We start from the raw sequence: 18,367 nt of genomic DNA, 5'->3' as shown, positions 1-18,367 counted from the left end.
AAGCCGCGGTACAAATAGTACGCCAAGGCGGTACATTATTTGAAATTTAACCCGCTATCGGCCGTCTGAAAATTCCGCCACGGCTTTACGCGCTCCTTTATAATGTGCGCAATTCGTCAAAAAAGGAAAAGCGAAATGGGCGTTTTGAACAGTTTGTTGGGCATGGCGGTGCTGATTGTGATTGCGGTGCTGCTCTCCACCAACCGTAAAGCCATCAATATCCGCACGGTGGCGGGCGCGTTTTTGGTCCAGGTGGCGCTGGGCGCGCTGGTGCTGTATGTACCGTGGGGGCGCGACGGCCTTTTGGCGGTGTCGGAAGGCGTGGGCAAGGTGATTGCCTACGGCGGCGACGGCGTAAGCTTTTTGTTCGGCGGTTTGGTGTCGGACAAAATGTTTGAAGTGTTCGGCGGCGGCGGTTTCGTGTTTGCCTTTCGCGTGTTGCCGATGATTGTGTTTTTCTCGTCGCTGGTGGCGGTGCTGTATTACATCGGCGTGATGCAGATTCTGATTAAAATCATCGGCGGCTTTCTGCAAAAAGTGCTGGGCACGTCGAAAGCCGAATCGATGTCGGCGGCGGCGAACATTTTCGTGGGCCAAACCGAAGCGCCGCTGGTGGTGCGCCCGTTTATCCGCAAAATGACCGAATCGGAACTGTTTGCCGTTATGAGCGGCGGCTTGGCTTCGGTGGCCGGCTCCGTGTTGGGCGGCTACGCGCAGATGGGCGTTCCGCTGCCCTACCTGATCGCCGCTTCGTTTATGGCCGCGCCCGGCGGCCTGCTGTTTGCCAAACTGTTGGTGCCGGAAACCGAAAAGCAGCAAACCGAAGCGGAAATCGACGCCACCGCCGATGAAGAAGAAAAACCCGCCAACGTGATTGATGCGGCTGCGGGCGGCGCGGTAACGGGAGCACAAATTGCCATGGCGGTAGGCGCTTCGCTGCTGGCATTCGTGGCCTTAATCGCCATGCTCAACGGCCTGATCGGCGGCGTGGCGGGCTGGTTCGGCTACGGCGGCCTAACCCTGCAAACCATTTTGGGCTGGCTGTTTGCGCCGCTGGCTTGGGTAATCGGCGTGCCGTGGCACGAAGCGGGCATCGCCGGCTCGTTAATCGGCCAAAAAGTGGTGGTGAACGAATTTGTGGCCTACTCCGAATTCGTGAAATACTTACGCCCCGAATCGGCCGTCAAGCTGAGCGAAAACACACAGGCGATTATCTCGTTTGCCTTGTGCGGCTTCGCCAACCTGGGCTCCATCGCCGTGCTGGTGGGCGGCCTGAGCATTATGGCGCCCAACCGCCGCAAAGACGTAGCGCGCCTCGGCCTCAAAGCGGTGGTGGCCGGCTCGCTGTCCAACCTGATGAGCGCGGTGATTGCCGGTTTGTTTATCGGTTTGTCGGGCGCGGCCATTATCGGTTAAAAACCGGATAAGGCCGTCTGAAAACGCAGTTTCCGAAAGGAAACAAGTTTCTGCGAAGCTAAAACGCAGTTTCCGAAAGGAAACAAGTTTCTGCGAAGCTAAAACAAACTTTCAGACGGCCTGTTTTATTTATCAAAAGGAAACAATAGCTTATGTTTACCGGCATCGTTCAAGGCATGGGGCGTATCGCCGCCGTGCACGCGCCCTCCCCCGACTTTCGCACCTACACCGTCGAGCTGCCCGAAGAAATGGCGCACAATCTGCAAACCGGCGCTTCTATTGCCAATAACGGCTGCTGCCTCACCATCACCAAAATCAACGGCCGGCTGGTGGATTTCGACCTGATGGGCGAAACGCTGGCCAAAACCAACCTCGGCGCGTTAAGCGTGGGCAGCCCCGTCAACCTCGAGCGCGCCGCCCGCTTCGGCGACGAAATCGGCGGCCATCTGATGAGCGGCCACATCATCGCCACCACAATCATCATCCGCATTGAAGAGAGCGCGCACAACCGCACCGTATGGTTTGCCCTGCCGCCCGGGTTAAAACCCTATATCCTCACCAAAGGCTTCGTGGGCTTGGACGGTTGCAGCCTCACCATCGGCAGCGTAACCGACGGCGAATTCAACGTGCACCTGATACCCGAAACCCTGCAACGCACGCTGTTCGGCAGCCGCCGCACGGGCGACGTGGTCAACATCGAAATCGACCCGCAAACACAGGCGGTGGTAGATACCGTGGCCCGTGTGCTGGCGCAGCGCAACAGCGGATAAACTTGCCCCGCTGCGTTGTTGCAGCATCTTGCCGCATTGCCTGCGGTTTGCTGCTTTGTCCCGGAAGCTGATTTATCCGTTCTAAACCGCAGGCCGGGAGTTTGCTAAACCCGTTTAGGCCGTCTGAAACGTTTCAGACGGCCTCAAATTTTGCAATATTCGCCGAGCCGTCTGAAAAAACCAACCGCCGCCGTTCCCAGGTTTGGCGCGTATCGGTTATATCTTCTCAAATATTGCTTTTCAAACAAAAAATGCCCGGATAAAACTCGGGCATAACTGAAGCAAATTGTTTTTCAGCAACGGCAGCCTGCGCTCCCGCCGCCCGATTCTATTTGTTATACCGACTCAGCCCCAAATCGTTGCTGCGGATTTCCGTTTCCCTGCCGCACACCAAATCGGCGGTAAGTTTGGCCGAACCCAGCGACATCGTCCAACCCAATGTGCCGTGGCCGGTGTTGATAAACAGGTTGTCAAAACGAGTAGCGCCGATGATGGGCGTGCTGTCCGGCGTCATCGGGCGCAGGCCGCTCCAGAAGGTGGCGCGCGGTAAATCGCCGCTGCCGGGGAAGAGGTCGTTCACCACCAGCTCCAACGTTTCGCGGCGCTCGGGGGCAAGTTGCAGCTTGTAGCCGGAAAGCTCGGCCATACCGCCGATGCGGATGCGTTCGTTAAAACGGGTAATGGCCACTTTATAGGTTTCGTCGATAATCGTGGAAACGGGCGCGGCGCTACCGTCGGTAACCGGCACGGTGAGCGAGTAGCCTTTAACGGGGTAAACGGGCAAATCCAAGCCCAATGCGGCCAGCATCGGGCGGCTGAAGCTGCCGAGCGCGCACACGAAGCGGTCGGCCTCGAAACGCCCTCCGCCTGCGTGAACGGCTTTAATCAGGCCGTCTGAATGCTCGATACGGCTGATTTCGCAGTTGAATTTGAACTCTGCGCCTTTTTCCATACACATTTGCGCGAGTTTGCGGGCAAACAGGTGGCAGTCGCCGGTGGCATCGTTGGGCAGGTAGAGCGCGCCGGCAATTTTGTGCAGCGCTTTTTTCAGCGCGGGTTCGTATTGTAAGCACGCTTCGGGCTGCAATCTTTGGTACGGCACGCCGTAGGCTTGCAGCACTTCGATATCGCCCTCTGCCGCACGCACTTCTTTTTCGGTGCGAAAAATCTGCAACGTGCCTTTGTTCCGCCCTTCAAAATCCAAAGCGTGCTCCGCCTGAAAGCGGCGGAACATTTCGCGGCTGTATTCCGACACCCGCACCATGCGCTCTTTATTTTGGTGGTAGCGCCCGCTATTGCAGTTGCCCAGCATCTGCCACAGCCATTGCAGTTGGAACAGGCTGCCGTCGGGCTTGAAAATCAGCGGCGAATGCTGCCGAAGCAGCCATTTTGCGGCTTTTTTCGGAATGCCCGGCGCGGCCCACGGCGTGGTGTAGCCGTAGGAAAGCTGGCCGGCGTTGGCAAAACTGGTTTCCATCGCCGCCGCATCGGCGCGGTCGATAACGGTAACATCGTGCCCTGCTTCCAAAAGATACCAGGCCGTGCATACGCCCGCGATGCCTGCGCCCAACACGATCACTTTCATTTCCGCCCTCTTTTTATATGTGTAGTGAGATCTTAAAGTCTAACCCATTTAAAATAGCGTTTTTCACTTTATTTCTATATTTAAAAAGATTAATATCCTTAAAATAATCAATATAAAAGTGAAAAATCAAACATGAAAGATTTGGATAAAACCGATTTAAAAATTTTGAGGCTGTTGCAGCAAAACGCCCGCATTCCGATGACCGAGCTGGCCGAAAAAGTGGGCTTGTCCACCACACCCGTAACCGAGCGCGTGCGCCGCCTCGAACGCGAAAACATCATCAGCGGCTACCACGCACGCCTCAACCCGCACGCGCTGGGGCAAAGCCTGCTGGTATTCGTGGAAATCAAACTGCGCTCCAAATCGGGCAATATTTTTGAAGACTTCCGCCGCGAAGTGTCGAAAATCCCGCAGATTCTCGAATGCCATTTGGTTTCGGGCGAATACGACTATTTAATCAAACTGCGCCTGCCCGATATGTCGGCCTACCGCGATATGCTCGGCAATATCCTGCTGCAACTGCCCGCAGCGGCAGAAAGCCGCAGTTATGTGGTGATGGAAGAAGTGAAAGAAGAAATGCTGCTGGATTTGGGTTAAACGCAAACCGTTTGCCCGTTAGGCTTGCAGGCCGTCTGAAAAGTTTTTCAGACGGCCTGCAAGCCTAACGGCAACATCCAACAAAATTCAGGCGAAATCGCCCCATAATGCCTGCGCTGCGGCGATGGCGGCCAGCGCGGCGGTTTCGGTGCGCAAAACGCGCGGCCCGAGCTTGACCGATTCGAAACCGGCATCAAACGCCAACCGCTCTTCCGCCTCCGTCCAACCGCCTTCGGGGCCGGCCATCAAAACAATACCCTGCGGATCAGGTTTGATACTGTTCAAACTGCGCGCTTGGTTAAGGCTCATCAGCAGGCGCGAACCTTCGGGCAAACCTGCCAAAGCTTCGCGGTAAGGCAAGAGCGGCAGCACTTTCGGCACCACATTGCGCCCGCTCTGCTCACAGGCCGAAACCACAATATCCTGCCAGCGCGCAGAGCGTTTGTCGGCACGCTCCCCGCTCAAACGCACCACGCAACGCTCGCTCAACACCGGCCGTATCTCGGTAACGCCCAATTCCACGCTTTTTTGCAGGGTGAAATCCATACGCTCGCCGCTGGAAACCGCCTGCACCAGCGTAATGCGCAGCGGCGATTCGTTGTCCGCCCCTTCTTCCCGCAAAATCTCGGCCTGCGCGCGGCGCTTTTCCAAAAGCGCCAAACGGGCGGGATAAGCCTTGCCGTTGCCGTTAAACAGCACGATTTCTTCATGCGCGCGCGTGCGCAGCACATTCAGGTGGCGCACCACATTATCGGGCAAATCAAGCAGTTGGCCGGAAGACAAGGCATCGGAGACGTAAAAGCGTGGCATTCTGTTGGTATCATCGGCTGAAAAAAGTTAATATTGTCGTTTTCAGGCCGAAATAGCAAGCATTTAATATTTAAGGATACATCGTGTTAAACAGACTGCATATGCTGGTGCGTGAAGTGGCGCAAACCGAAGTGATGCCCCGTTTTCTCGACGTGGGCATCAGCCGCAAAGCCGACGGTTCGCTGCTGACCGAAGCCGATTTGGCCGCACAGGCGGCATTTGCAGCCAAACTGCCCGACATCATCGACCGCCCCATGCTGGGCGAAGAAATGACCGCACAACGCCAAACCGAACTGTGGCGGCATAACGGGCAAGGGTTATGGGTGGTCGACCCCATCGACGGCACCAACAATTTCATCAACGGCCTGCCGCATTTCGCCCTATCGTGCGCCTTTATCCGCAACGGCCGCCCGCAAATGGGCGTGATTTACAACCCCGTAAGCGACGAATGCTTTTACGCCGAACGCGGAGGCGGCGCTTTCCTCAACGGCCGCCCGCTGCCGCTGCGCAACGTGCAGAAGCAGCTTCACGAAGCCATCGCCGGCGTGGAAATCAAATACCTGCGCTCGGGCAAACTTTCCAGCCGCATGAACACCTTGGCGCCGTTCGGCAGCATACGCAGCATGGGCAGCAGCACGCTGGACTGGTGCTATCTGGCTTCGGGCCGCTACGATATTTATGTGCACGGCGGCCAAAAACTATGGGACTACGCCGCCGGCGCGCTGATTTTCGAAGAGGCCGGCGGCAAATTGGCCACTTTGGAAGGCGACGATTTTTGGAGCGGCGAGCATGTGTTCAAGCGTTCGGTGATTGCGGGTTTGCAAGATGAATTGTTTACAAAATGGCTGAAATGGATACGCGAAAACCAATAACGCCGCCCTGCCCCGCGCACGGCTTGCAAACAGTCTCTTAACAAGCCGACCAAATAAACCGCATACAACACAAAAACTTCCTGAAAATTATATCCAAAACGGTTATGCTATTTGCAAACAAACAACAATGAACGTAAATTATGAAAATAATTGCACAGATTAACGCCATTTAAAGCTAACTGGTTTAGAATGCAAACCGCTGGCACCGCTAACGCCTTTTCTCTCCCTTGAGGCGGGTGCCGGTAAGACGTTTTCCCGCAATGTATTGGCCATTCATACTTCTCCCTTGGTATGAATGGTTTTTTTTATCTGCAAAACGCGGCATTGCCGTTTTTTCGCAATCAGGCCGTCTGAAAGCGGCGCCGGAAAACTTGATTGACGCTAAATCCCCTTCCCCGAAACCCCAACCTTAAAAACCGCCCGAATTTTCCCCCGCCGCCGCAACCGCTTGTGCTATGATTCACGCCGTTTATCAACCCTGTTTTTGAAGGACAAAACTATGTCTTGGTCGGCAGCAGACAGCGCTTCGCTTTACGGTATCCGCCATTGGGGCGACCGCTATTTTTCGGTGGGTGAAAACGGCCACGTGATGGTGCGGCCGAACGACCAAAGCAGCGTAGAAGTCGATTTATACGGCCTGGTGGCGCAACTCAACGGACGCGGGCAGGATTTGCCCATGCTGTTCCGCTTTCCCGATATTCTGCAAGACCGCGTGGCGCGGCTGTGTGCGGCGTTTAACCGTTCCATCCGCAAAAACAGCTATCAGGGCAAATACACGGCGATTTATCCGATTAAGGTCAACCAGCAGGAAAGCGTGGTGAAAAACATCATCGTGCCGAAAAACAGCGAGGTTTCCATCGGCCTCGAGGCCGGTTCCAAGCCCGAGCTGATGATTGTTTTGGCATTCGCGCCCAAAGGCGGCACCATCGTGTGCAACGGCTATAAAGACCGCGACTTCATCCGCCTGGCACTGATGGGGCAACGGCTCGGCCACCAAGTGTTTATCGTGATTGAAAAAGAATCCGAAGTGGATTTGGTGATTCAAGAATCGCAAAACCTCGGCATCAAAGCCAATATCGGCCTGCGCGTGCGCCTTTCTTCGCTCTCGTCGAGCAAGTGGGCCGACACCGGCGGCGAAAAAGGCAAATTCGGCCTTTCCGCCGCGCAGCTGATTTCCGCCGTGGAAAAACTCACCGCAGCCGATCTGGCCGATACGGTCAAACTGATGCACTTTCACATGGGTTCGCAAATTTCCAACATCGCCGACTACCGCATGGGTTTCAAAGAAGCCGTGCGCTATTTCGCCGAGCTGCGCGGCCTGGGGCTGCCGATTGAGTATGTCGACGTGGGCGGCGGTCTCGGCGTGGACTACGACGGCACGCACTCGCGCAATGCCAGCTCCATCAACTACGACATGGGCGAATATTCGCACACCATCGTTTCGATGCTGGCCGAATACTGCAACGAACACAACGTGCCGCACCCGCATATTTTTTCGGAATCCGGCCGCGCCATGACCGCGCATCACGCCGTGCTGGTGATGAACGTTACCGATGTCGAACGCCTGCCCGAGCAGATTCCCGAAATCGCCGACGAAGAAAACCTCTCTTTCGCCACCAAAAAGCTGATTGCCTATCTCGACATCAACGACAGCGAAATGGTTACCGAAACCTATTACCGCATCGGCCACTATCTCACCGAAGTAACCGAGCTGTATCTCGAAGGCAAAGTGCCGCTGAAAGAAAAAGCGCTGGCCGAACAGCTCCACGCCGTATTGTGCCGCCGTCTGAAAAACCAGCTTCAGGCCGGACGGCGCTCGCAGCGTCAGGTTTACGACGATTTAACCGATAAGCTGGCCGACAAATATTTCTGCAACTTCAGCGTGTTCCAAAGCCTGCCCGACACTTGGGCCATCGGCCAGGTGCTGCCGGTTATGCCGCTGCACCGCCTAAACGAGCGCCCCACCCGCCGCGCCGTGTTGCAGGATTTAACCTGCGATTCAGACGGCAAAATCAGCCAGTATGTCGATCAGCAAAGCATAGAATCCAGCATGAGCGTGCACGATCTAATCCCCGGCGAACCGTATGTTTTGGGCGTGTTTATGGTGGGCGCGTATCAGGAAATCCTCGGCGATATGCACAACCTTTTCGGCGACACCGATTCGGTTAACGTTTATGTGCGCAACGACGGCAGCATCGAATTCGCCGGCATGGAAGAGCACGACACCATTGAAGATATGCTGCATTATGTTCACCTTTCCACCAACGAAGTGATCAACAAATTCGAAGAAAAAACCCGTTGGGCGCAATTGAAGGCCGCAGAGCGCAAACTCTACACCGCCGAATTTCTGCACGCGCTCAAACAAAGCAGCTATCTGAGCACCGAAACGGAAGACGAAGCCTGATATATCGGCAAATGTTTTTCAGACGGCCTGAAATCTCCGTAAGATTCGTTAAGGCCGTCTGAACCGTTTGATTCCGTTGTTATCGTGCTTGCCCCGATAATCCGGCATTTGTCGTTCAGGCGAAAGGCGGATATTTATTACAGAAACATCTGAAGCTGGATTGCCGGGTCAAGCCCGGCAATGACGGACGGGAAGGTACCCGAAACCGTCTGTTCCCATTAAGCTTTCAGACGGCCTGAAATCTTTGTAAAACTACCTTCAGGCCGTCTGAAATACTTAAATTCGGGCATAACGGAACCGTTTAAAAACTTGCGCCGACAAAAAATCCCGACCGTTCGATAACGGCCGGGATTTTCTCTATCGGCATCCTGCTTACTGTTTGCCGGTTTCCACCTGCACCAGCGGCACATCGGCAGCTTCGGCCTCCGCAACTTTCGGCACGTCGGCACGGCGCAGGGCACGGGTTTCGGGCTGCACCCAGGTTGCGGCGGCGGCCAGCGCATCGGCGCGGGTTTGCACCAACACCAAACCGCCCAAGTCTTGGCCGTCTGAAACGGTTTGCACGGCGGTTACGGTTTGCACGGCGGCAACGGCAACTTCTTCCGCCTGCCCTGCCGGTTGGGTTTCCAGCGCAACGTCTTCATCTGCATGGCCGATGCCCAATACATTGCTGACGGCCTGCTCCGCATTCGATACCGCCGATTCGATTACCGCCTGTTCAGACGGTCTCGCCGCTTCCGCGGCATCGTCGGATTCGATGGCAAACAACGCCGTTTCGGCCCCGCCGCTTTCTGCGGCCTGCTCCGCAACGGCGGCAGGTTCTGCTTCCTGCACGGGCACCACCACAACCAAAGGTTCGTCGGCAGCAGCAACGGCCGCCACTCCGGTATCGGCAGCCAACGGGGCGGCTACGGCGATGGCAACGGGGGTTTCTTCCGCTCCGCCGTACACATGCGCCACGGCGAAACGCACCTTGTTGGCCGCTTCTTCGATGCTCAGATATTGCTCGATTTTGGCGGCGGAAGGGATATTGCGTTTTTTGCTGTTGCTGCGGCGGTCGCGTTGGTCGCGCTGGCGGTTGCGGTCACGCTCGCGGCGGCTGCCCTGATTATCGCTGCGTGCTTCGGCCTGCACGGCTTCCGCAGTTGCCTCCACTTCGGTTTCGGGCAGGTTTTCCGCTTCCAATGCCGCTACGGCGGCAACCGGGGCGGCGGCTTTTTCGCTACGGTTGCGGCGGCGGTTGTCGCTGCGCTGTTCGTTGCGGGTTTCTTTTTCCGCCGCTTTCTCTACCGGTTTGCTTTCTTCTGCGGTGTTGCGGGCGGCATCGTTACGGTTTTGGCGGTTGCGGCCGTTATCGTCTTGATTGCGGCGGTTGCGCGGGGCGCGGTTGCCATTGTCGCCCTCTCTGCTTTCGGCCAAACCTGCGGCTGCGGTTTCTTTGGTTTCTTGAACCTCGTCGTCCTGCCGTTTCTGGTTCGGATTGCGGCGCGGGGTTTGGCGGCGGTTGCCGGCGGCCTGGCGGCGGTTGCTTTGGCGGTTGCCGTTGCTCCGCTCCGCGGCTTTTTCGGCCTCGGGTGCTTTTTCAGGTTCCGGCGAACCGCCGAATACTTTGCCCAGCCACGATTTGAAACCGCCCCACCAGCCTGATGAGGTTACGGCGGGTTCGGCCGCGATGGGCGCAGGTTGGGTGTGTTTCACGCCTTTAACGGCGGGTTCGGGGCGGGCGGCTTTGGCTCTTTCGCTACCGAAGGGTTTGTCGCTTTCGTTTTCTTCGGGCACTTCCACGCGCTTGTAGCTCGGCTCGGCGTTTTCGTCCACATCGTCGGTGCGCACGCGGGTGATTTCGTAGTGCGGGTTTTCAAGATGGGTGTTGGGAATCAGGAATACGGAAACGTCCAAACGCTCTTCCAAACCGAACAGCTCGGCGCGTTTTTCGTTGAGCAGGAAGGTGGCCACATCCACCGGCACTTGCGCGTGCACTTCGCCGGTGTTGTCTTTCATGGCTTCTTCCTGAATGATGCGCAACACATGCAGGGTGGTAGATTCGATGCTGCGGATCACGCCGGTGCCGGCGCAGCGCGGGCAGGCGATGTGGCTGCTTTCGCCCAAAGCCGGTTTCAGGCGCTGGCGCGAAAGCTCGAGCAGGCCGAAGCGGGAAAGTTTGCCCATCTGCACGCGGGCGCGGTCTTTTTTCAGCGCGTCGCGCAGCACGTTTTCAACGTCGCGCTGGTGCTTGGGGTTTTCCATGTCGATGAAGTCGATTACCACCAAACCGCCCAAGTCGCGCAGGCGCATTTGGCGGGCGACTTCTTCGGCAGCTTCCATATTGGTTTTGAAGGCGGTATCTTCGATGTCGGCACCGCGGGTGGCACGGGCGGAGTTGACGTCGATGGAAACGAGGGCTTCGGTGTGGTCAATCACAATCGCGCCGCCTGAAGGCAGGCTCACGCTGCGGGCGAACGCGCTTTCAATCTGGTGCTCGATTTGGAAGCGGGAAAACAGCGGCGTGTGGTCTTGATAGAGTTTCAGACGGCCTACGTTGTTGGGCATCACATAACTCATAAACTCGCTGATTTGCTCGTGCACTTCTTGGTTGTCGACGAGTATTTCGCCGATGTCGGGGCGGTAGTAGTCGCGGATGGCGCGGATGAGCAGCGAGCTTTCCATAAACAGCAGGTAAGGCTCGTTATGGGCTTTGCCGGCTTCTTCGATGGCCTGCCACAATTGTTGCAGGTAGTTGAAATCCCATTGCAGCTCTTCAACGCTGCGGCCGATGCCGGCGGTGCGGGCGATCAGGCTCATGCCGCGCGGCACTTCCAGCTCGGCCATCGCGGCTTTCAGCTCTTGGCGCTCTTCGCCTTCGATACGGCGCGACACGCCGCCGCCGCGCGGGTTGTTGGGCATCAGCACAAGATAGCGGCCGGCCAGGCTGATAAAGGTGGTGAGCGCCGCGCCTTTGTTGCCGCGCTCGTCTTTTTCCACCTGCACGATAACCTGCATGCCTTCTTTGAGCACGTCTTGAATGCGCGCGCGGCCGCCTTCGTAGTCTTGGAAATAGGATCGGGATACTTCTTTAAACGGGAGGAAACCGTGGCGGTCGGTGCCGTAATCGACGAAACACGCTTCCAGCGACGGTTCGATGCGGGTAATCACACCCTTATAGATATTGCCTTTGCGCTGTTCTTTTCCCAGCGTTTCGATGTCGAGGTCGAGCAGCGTCTGCCCGTCGACAATCGCCACGCGCAGCTCTTCGGCCTGCGTGGCATTAAACAACATACGTTTCATAACAACCTCGTTTCATGCACCCACGAGGCGTGTAATCAGTATTCAACGCTTGTCAGCCGCCAATGGTCAGGCCGTCTGAAACGGCGTGTGGGGCTGGTCTTGAACGAGAAGGGAGATAAAGAGCGTGCGGCACGGATGCGCCTGCCAAGCGGCGGGGGCGTCTTTCCGTGCTGCTGGCCTGCCGCTGCGCCCTCGGGCGCCCGGCAAACCGGTAAATACGAGCCGTCTTCTTCATTGCTGTCCGGCGCGGCGGAAATCCTGCGGCGGCGCGTTGTTGTCATGCGTCTTACGCTTGCGGGCGCTTTGCCGGAAAAGGTTAAACTTAATTACGTCTTTACCCGCCCGGCTTTGAGGCAGATAAAGGAAATGCTTTGTGGCGTGCTTTTTTCAGATAAAATGTTCGATTCACAATAACAGGCGGTTTCGGTTTGGCGTTTGCAAACCTTGGCGCCGCATCTGTTTCAGACGGCCTTTATTTCTTCTTAAACCGTCTTAAAACAGTAACGGGATTATAGAGAAAATGCCTGCAATTAGCAAAGACTTGGTTAACCACATCAGCATCACCGAAGCCGATGCCGGCGCGCGGCTCGATAACTTCTTAATCAAAATCCTCAAGGGCGTGCCCAAGAGCCATATCCACCGCATTATCCGCGCGGGCGAAGTGCGCCTGAACAAAAAGCGCGCCAAGCCGACCGACCGTTTGAACGAGGGCGACGTGGTGCGCATTCCGCCCGTGCGCACGGCCGAAAAGCAGCGGCCGTCTGAAAAAAACGCCGCGCCCGCGCGCGAATTTGAGATTGTGTATGAAGACGACGCCATGCTGGTTATCAACAAACCCGCCGGCACGGCGGTGCACGGCGGCAGCGGCGTGAGCTTCGGCGTTATCGAGCAAATCCGCCGCGCCCGCCCCGAAGCCAAATATCTCGAACTCGTCCACCGCCTCGACAAAGACACCAGCGGCCTGTTGATGGTTGCCAAAAAACGCAGCGCGCTGGTGAAGCTGCACGAAGCCATCCGCAACGACCACCCGAAAAAAATCTATCTGGCGCTGGGGGTGGGCCGTCTGCAAGAAAACCGCGTTCATGTGAAGCTGCCGCTTTTCAAATACACCGGCGCGCAGGGCGAAAAAATGGTGCGCGTGAGTGAGGACGGCCAAGCGGCGCACACCGTTTTGCGGGTGTTAAACCGTTTTTCAGACGGCCTTCTGCACAGCGTCGGCCTGTCGGATTTAACCTTAACGGAAGCCACACTGAAAACCGGCCGCACCCACCAAATCAGGGTGCACATGCAGTCGCAAGGCTGCCCGATTGCCGGCGACGAACGCTACGGCGACTATCAGGCCAACAAACGCCTGCAAAAACTCGGCCTGAAACGGATGTTTCTGCACGCGGCCGAGCTGCACCTGAACCACCCGCTCACGGGCGAGCCGCTGCACCTGAAGGCGGCGCTGCCGCAGGATTTGGCACAGTTTTTGTTGGTATTGGAAAGTCAAAGTGGTGATGCTTCTGTTTTAGACAGCCAACCGACTTAAGCAAAAGTACGCACGTCATACCCGGGCTTGACGGACAGGGCTGTTTGTAATTTTATTGGCCATAAGCTTTTACAAAATACCGAGGCCGTCTGAAATGTTTTTTTCAGACGGCCTCATACATCCGCTCAAGCCGGATTAATCTTCATACGCTTCCAGCGGCGGGCAGGAGCAAACCAGATTCTTGTCGCCGAACACATCATCCACGCGGTTGACGCTCGGCCAGAACTTGTGTTCGCGCACATAGGGCAGCGGGAACACGGCGGTTTCGCGGCTGTAGGCGCGATTCCATTCGCCGGCCACGTCGGCGGCGGTGTGCGGCGCGTTCGCCAGCGGGTTGTCGTCTTTCGGCCATTCGCCGTTCTGCACTTTCAGCACTTCCTGCTTGATGGCTTTCAGGGCGGCGATGAAGCGGTCGAGTTCGGCCTTGCTCTCACTCTCGGTCGGCTCGATCATCAGCGTGCCGGGTACGGGGAACGACACGGTGGGGGCGTGGAAGCCGTAGTCCATCAGGCGTTTGGCGATATCGGTTTCGGTGATGCCGCTCTCGGCTTTCAGCGGGCGCAAATCGACGATGCACTCGTGCGCCACGCGGCCGTTTTTGCCGGTGTAGAGAATCGGGTAATCCTCACCCAGTTTTTTCGCTACATAGTTGGCGTTCAACAGCGCCCATTGGGTGGCCTGCTCCATGCCCTGTTTGCCCATCAGGGTGATGTACATCCAGGTAATCGGCAGAATGCTGGCCGAGCCGTAGGGTGCGGCGGAAACGGCGCTCATGCCCTCGGTTGCGCCTTCGACGGGTGTTACCGCGTGGCTGGGTGCAAACGGGGCAAGGTGGGCTTTCAGGCCGATGGGGCCCATGCCGGGGCCGCCGCCGCCGTGCGGGATGCAGAAGGTTTTGTGCAGGTTCATGTGCAGCACGTCGGCGCCTACTTCGGCGGGCTGCATGATGCCGATTTGGGCGTTCATGTTGGCGCCGTCCATATAAACCTGGCCGCCATGGTCGTGAATGATTTGGCAAATTTCGCGGATGCCTTCTTCATACACGCCGTGGGTGGAGGGATAGGTAATCATCAGCGCGCCCAAATGTTCTTGATGCTCGGCGGCTTTGGCTTTCAAATCTTCGATATCGACGTTGCCTTTTTCGTCGGTTTTCACCACCACCACTTTCATGCCCAGCATATGTGCGGTGGCGGGGTTGGTGCCGTGGGCGGACTGGGGAATCAGGCACACGTCGCGGTCGGGCTGGCCGTTGGCTTCGTGGAAGCGGCGGATAGACAGCAATCCGGTGTATTCGCCCTGCGCGCCGGAGTTGGGCTGAATCGAAATCGCGTCGAAGCCGGTGATGGCTTTGAGCTGTTCCTGCAAATCGCGCAACAGTTGCTGATAACCCTGCACCTGCTCGGCGGGTGCGAACGGGTGGATGTTGGCGAATTCGGGCCAGGTAATCGGCAGCATCTCGGCGGTGGCGTTGAGCTTCATGGTGCAGCTGCCCAGCGAAATCATACTGCGGTTCATCGCCAAATCGCGGTCTTCCAGTTTTTTCAGGTAGCGCAGCATTTCGTGTTCGGTGTGGTAGCGGTTGAACACTTCGTGGGTGAGAATCTCATCGCTGCGCAACAGGTTTTCAGACAGGCATTGCGGCGCTTCGGCGGGCAGCGTGAGCGTGGACTGGCCGGTAAACAGCATATGCAGCACGGCCAAATCTTCGCGGCTGCTTTCTTCGTGGAAGGCGGCGGCCAGCACGTTGTCGTTCACGCGGCGCAGATTGAAGCCGGCGTTTAAGGCGTTGCGGTAGATTTCGTCGGCTTTGGCCTTGCTGCCGCAATCCACCGCCACGGTGTCGAAAAACACTTCGTGCACCACTTTGAGGCCGTCCGAATCTTTCAGCGATCCGGCGAACGCGGCGGCCAGCGCGTGGATGCGTTTGGCGATGCGCTTCACGCCTTCGGGGCCGTGGTAAACGGCATACATACCGGCCAGATTAGCCAGCAGCGCCTGCGCGGTGCAGATGTTGGAAGTGGCTTTTTCGCGGCGGATGTGCTGCTCGCGGGTGGAGAGCGCCATGCGCAGCGCGGGTTTGCCTGCCGCGTCTTTCGACACACCGATGATGCGGCCGGGGGCGGAGCGTTTGTATTCGTCTTTAAACGCGAAATAAGCCGCGTGCGGACCGCCGAAGCCCATCGGCACACCGAAGCGCTGGGTGTTGCCCAATGCAATATCCGCGCCGAGTTCGGCAGGAGACTTCAACAACACCAGGCTCATCACGTCGGCGGCCACCGCCACAATCGTGCCTTTTTCTTTCAGACGGCCGATAACTTCCTGCAAATCAAGCACGTCGCCGTCTTTGCCGACGTATTGGAACAGCGCGCCGAAGAAATCGCCTTCCGAGGCCGTCTGAAAATCGCCCACCACCAGCTCGAAGCCGAAGTATTTGGCGCGGGTTTGCATCACGTCCAGCGTTTGCGGATACACGCGCTCGTCCACAAAGAAACGGTTGCTTTTCACTTTGCTCACGCGCTTGGCCATCGCCATCGCTTCGGCGGCGGCGGTGGCTTCGTCGAGCAGCGACGCGCCGGCGGTATCGAAACCGGTCAAATCCAAACACACTTGTTGGAAGTTGAGCAGCGCCTGCAAGCGGCCTTGTGCGATTTCGGCCTGATACGGCGTGTAGGCGGTGTACCAGCCGGGGTTTTCCAGCACGTTGCGCAGAATCACGTTCGGCAGGCGGGTCGGATAATAGCCCAGCCCGATGTAGCTTTTGTTCACTTTATTGCGCGCGGCAACCGCTTTGATTTTCGCCAACGCGTCGGCTTCGGTGAGCGCCTCGGGCAGATTCAGTGCCCCGGACATACGGATGCTTTGCGGCACGGTGTTGCCGATAAAACCCGTCATATCTTTTTCGCCCAACGCCGAGAGCAGCGCGGCTTCGTCGTTAAAGCTGATGTGGCGGGAGGCGAATTCGTTGTTGTCAAACAATTCGTTGAAATTCATGGATTTTCCTTTGTATGCGTAAAAAAGCGGCCTGCGCGCGGCCTGCCGTTTGAAACGGGGGTAATTTTAAACGCTTTTGCGGGTTTGATGGGGTTTTTCCAAGCAGAAATTTCTGTGGATAAATATTTTAAAATTTTTACCATTCCAAGCAAACGCAGGAAGAAATAAAAATATTTCACCAATCAAATATCATAACATGATGAATAATTTAAAATATATATTGACCTTATTTGTAAAATTGTAGACAATCTGCTTTTCCAAGAACACGCTCACTAAAGTTAAGCTCAATCCCATTATTTTTTTCAAGGAGACTTTTTTGGATAACAACACCTTATACCAGCAAGCTGTTGCTCACAGCATAAAACATGATTTCCATATAAAATTTTCTGCTGATCTTAATAATTTAAAATCCAATTCCTTTACACTCAGTCAAATAGAAATTGACAGCTTCTTACCGGACACCCCAACTGAAACAGGATTTGTTCATAATTCTGATATTCCGACGACCTCAATTTCCCTGCTTGCCTATTTGCATGCTTTAAACCTTTATCCTGTTGTTTACGAAGGTGAAAATGATGGCCAACTTATTCGCCATGTAGTGCCTCGAAAAGGTTTAGAGAAGCAAATCAGCTCTTACGGCTCAAATGAAACTTTTTACCCTCATGTAGATAACCCCGATTTACGACTTCGTAGTGAAAACCTCCAACAGTCGATTAAAACCCCTTCTCCAGATACATTAACCTTACTCTGCTTAAGGCAACACGAAGGAGTGGCAACCAGCATTTTATTATTAAACGATATACTGGCTTTCTTATCCAACGAAGAAAAACTGCTTTTGCAAGACCCTGTATTTTCAGTTAACAGACCTGCTTCTTTCAAAGGCAACTACTCTTCTAGTAACTTACCTTTACTGATTCAGGAGTCTGATAACTCATATATTTCAAGATTTGACTATCATAATTTATCTACTCAACACAGCCCTGAGCATATCTGTGCACTAGACAAGCTCAAACAGATTTCAACAGATAAATCTATTTGGAAATCTTTTTATCTCCAACCTGGGCAGGCTGTTACATTTGACAATCAAAAAACGCTACATACCAGAAATGGATTTCAGCCTCTTTTCAATGGCAAAGACCGATGGCTGCTACGCGTATTCGGTTTATACCAAAAGCCTTCCGATTGTTGTTTGGTTACGCCCGACTGCAAGCATCATCTTAAAACTTCATAACCCTGTATTATTTCACTTAATCATTTCATAAAGGATTTATATGGATTCTATCTTTGTTGACGGTAGCATTATTGCCGAATATTTTTACATAGGTTTAGGCCTGCTGGTGTTAGCTTCTTTAGTTGCAGGCTATATCGATGCCATCGCCGGAGGAGCCGGGTTGATCCTTATTCCCGCTTTCTTAATGGTAGGCCTACCCCCACAAGTAGCTCTGGCACAGGAAAAACTGGTCAGCACAATAGGTACGCTTGCTGCCATTAAAAATTTTATGAAAAGTAGCTCTATTGTATGGAAAATCATACCCGTAGGAATTGTCTCAGCATTAATTGGCGCATATATCGGCGCAAAAGTTATTTTGATGCTTCCTGCACATGTGATTAGTTACATTATTTTAGCTTTTCTGCCCATAGGTCTTTTCGCCACCCTGTTTAAAGGAAAGCTGCTTGCAAAAGCCGACAGCGGTGAATCTAACGAAATTAAAAAGTCTGCTTTTGCTGTTTTCATCACTTGTCTGATAGTAGGTTTTTATGACGGATTTTTCGGCCCTGGAACAGGAAGTATTTTTATCATTGCATTATTTATCATCAACAAATTAACCCTATTACAAGCATCTGCCACTTCGAAGATTTTCAATTTTGCTTCTAATATCGGTGCATTTGTGGCTTTTCTACTTGCAGGAAAAATGGCTTTTTTAATAGGCATTCCAATGATTCTTGCCAATTTAGTCGGCAATCATTTCGGCAGCTTGCATGCCATTAACAGTAACGGTGAAATTATCAAAAAAGTTTTGATTGTTACCGTAGGCTTAATTATGTGCACCATGATTTATAAAGCCGTTGCAGGATAAAAACTTAAGAGTTTTTATTAAAAACAGA

Annotated in this window: 13 protein-coding genes; 9 read left to right on the top strand and 4 right to left on the bottom strand. The window is 55.0% G+C overall.

The window, feature by feature from the left end:
- Positions 1-135 precede the first annotated feature (135 nt).
- Complete coding sequence (locus tag NQ012_RS04010; RefSeq protein WP_257066314.1) at positions 136-1,416, top strand: NupC/NupG family nucleoside CNT transporter; 1,281 nt, start codon at positions 136-138, stop codon at positions 1,414-1,416.
- A 152-nt stretch (positions 1,417-1,568) separates the two neighbouring features.
- Entirely contained in the window at positions 1,569-2,186 is a 618-nt protein-coding gene (locus NQ012_RS04005) for a riboflavin synthase subunit alpha (RefSeq protein WP_257066312.1), read from the top strand.
- Between the two features lie 328 nt (positions 2,187-2,514).
- Here the strand turns inward: NQ012_RS04005 and NQ012_RS04000 are convergent, their stop codons facing one another.
- Entirely contained in the window at positions 2,515-3,771 is a 1,257-nt protein-coding gene (locus NQ012_RS04000; RefSeq protein ID WP_257066310.1) for a D-amino acid dehydrogenase, read from the bottom strand.
- Positions 3,772-3,903: 132 nt separating this feature from the next.
- Here NQ012_RS04000 and NQ012_RS03995 point away from each other — a divergent pair, with 132 nt between their 5' ends.
- On the top strand, positions 3,904-4,368 hold the full coding sequence (locus NQ012_RS03995; protein ID WP_257066309.1) for an Lrp/AsnC ligand binding domain-containing protein: 465 nt from the start codon (positions 3,904-3,906) through the stop codon (positions 4,366-4,368).
- 87 nt (positions 4,369-4,455) lie between these two features.
- Here the strand turns inward: NQ012_RS03995 and NQ012_RS03990 are convergent, their stop codons facing one another.
- Positions 4,456-5,178: a 16S rRNA (uracil(1498)-N(3))-methyltransferase gene (locus NQ012_RS03990; RefSeq protein ID WP_257066308.1), complete on the bottom strand. Its 723-nt coding sequence runs from the start codon at positions 5,176-5,178 to the stop codon at positions 4,456-4,458.
- Positions 5,179-5,261: 83 nt separating this feature from the next.
- On the opposite strand from NQ012_RS03990, the gene NQ012_RS03985 reads away from it, so the two are divergent.
- Together NQ012_RS03985 and speA are read left to right on the top strand one after the other, a co-directional pair.
- Positions 5,262-6,050: an inositol monophosphatase family protein gene (locus NQ012_RS03985; protein ID WP_257066306.1), complete on the top strand. Its 789-nt coding sequence runs from the start codon at positions 5,262-5,264 to the stop codon at positions 6,048-6,050.
- Between the two features lie 499 nt (positions 6,051-6,549).
- Positions 6,550-8,454 (top strand): arginine decarboxylase, encoded by a 1,905-nt coding sequence (gene speA, locus NQ012_RS03980; RefSeq protein ID WP_257066305.1) that lies wholly within the window; start codon positions 6,550-6,552, stop codon positions 8,452-8,454.
- Positions 8,455-8,826: 372 nt separating this feature from the next.
- On the opposite strand, the gene NQ012_RS03975 is transcribed toward speA, so the two are convergent.
- A complete protein-coding gene (locus NQ012_RS03975) occupies positions 8,827-11,730 on the bottom strand; it encodes an Rne/Rng family ribonuclease (RefSeq protein ID WP_373566632.1) in 2,904 nt (967 codons plus the stop codon).
- Between the two features lie 108 nt (positions 11,731-11,838).
- Here NQ012_RS03975 and NQ012_RS03970 point away from each other — a divergent pair, with 108 nt between their 5' ends.
- Both NQ012_RS03970 and NQ012_RS03965 read left to right on the top strand, forming a co-directional pair.
- Positions 11,839-12,153 (top strand): hypothetical protein, encoded by a 315-nt coding sequence (locus NQ012_RS03970; protein WP_257066301.1) that lies wholly within the window; start codon positions 11,839-11,841, stop codon positions 12,151-12,153.
- Between the two features lie 106 nt (positions 12,154-12,259).
- On the top strand, positions 12,260-13,270 hold the full coding sequence (locus tag NQ012_RS03965; RefSeq protein ID WP_257066300.1) for an RluA family pseudouridine synthase: 1,011 nt from the start codon (positions 12,260-12,262) through the stop codon (positions 13,268-13,270).
- 135 nt (positions 13,271-13,405) lie between these two features.
- Here the strand turns inward: NQ012_RS03965 and gcvP are convergent, their stop codons facing one another.
- Positions 13,406-16,261: an aminomethyl-transferring glycine dehydrogenase gene (gene gcvP, locus NQ012_RS03960; protein ID WP_257066298.1), complete on the bottom strand. Its 2,856-nt coding sequence runs from the start codon at positions 16,259-16,261 to the stop codon at positions 13,406-13,408.
- A gap of 316 nt (positions 16,262-16,577) precedes the next feature.
- Here gcvP and NQ012_RS03955 point away from each other — a divergent pair, with 316 nt between their 5' ends.
- Together NQ012_RS03955 and NQ012_RS03950 are read left to right on the top strand one after the other, a co-directional pair.
- Positions 16,578-17,492, top strand: coding sequence for a TauD/TfdA family dioxygenase (locus NQ012_RS03955; RefSeq protein ID WP_257066296.1), 915 nt, complete (start codon positions 16,578-16,580; stop codon positions 17,490-17,492).
- A gap of 40 nt (positions 17,493-17,532) precedes the next feature.
- Positions 17,533-18,339 (top strand): TSUP family transporter, encoded by an 807-nt coding sequence (locus tag NQ012_RS03950; protein ID WP_085391011.1) that lies wholly within the window; start codon positions 17,533-17,535, stop codon positions 18,337-18,339.
- The last annotated feature ends 28 nt before the right edge of the window (positions 18,340-18,367 follow it).

Origin of the sequence: Neisseria dentiae, assembly GCF_024580525.1 — a bacterium.
Lineage (GTDB): Bacteria > Pseudomonadota > Gammaproteobacteria > Burkholderiales > Neisseriaceae > Neisseria > Neisseria dentiae_A.
The sequence above is the reverse complement of the archived record's forward strand: the minus strand, read 5'-3'. Positions and strand labels throughout refer to the sequence as shown.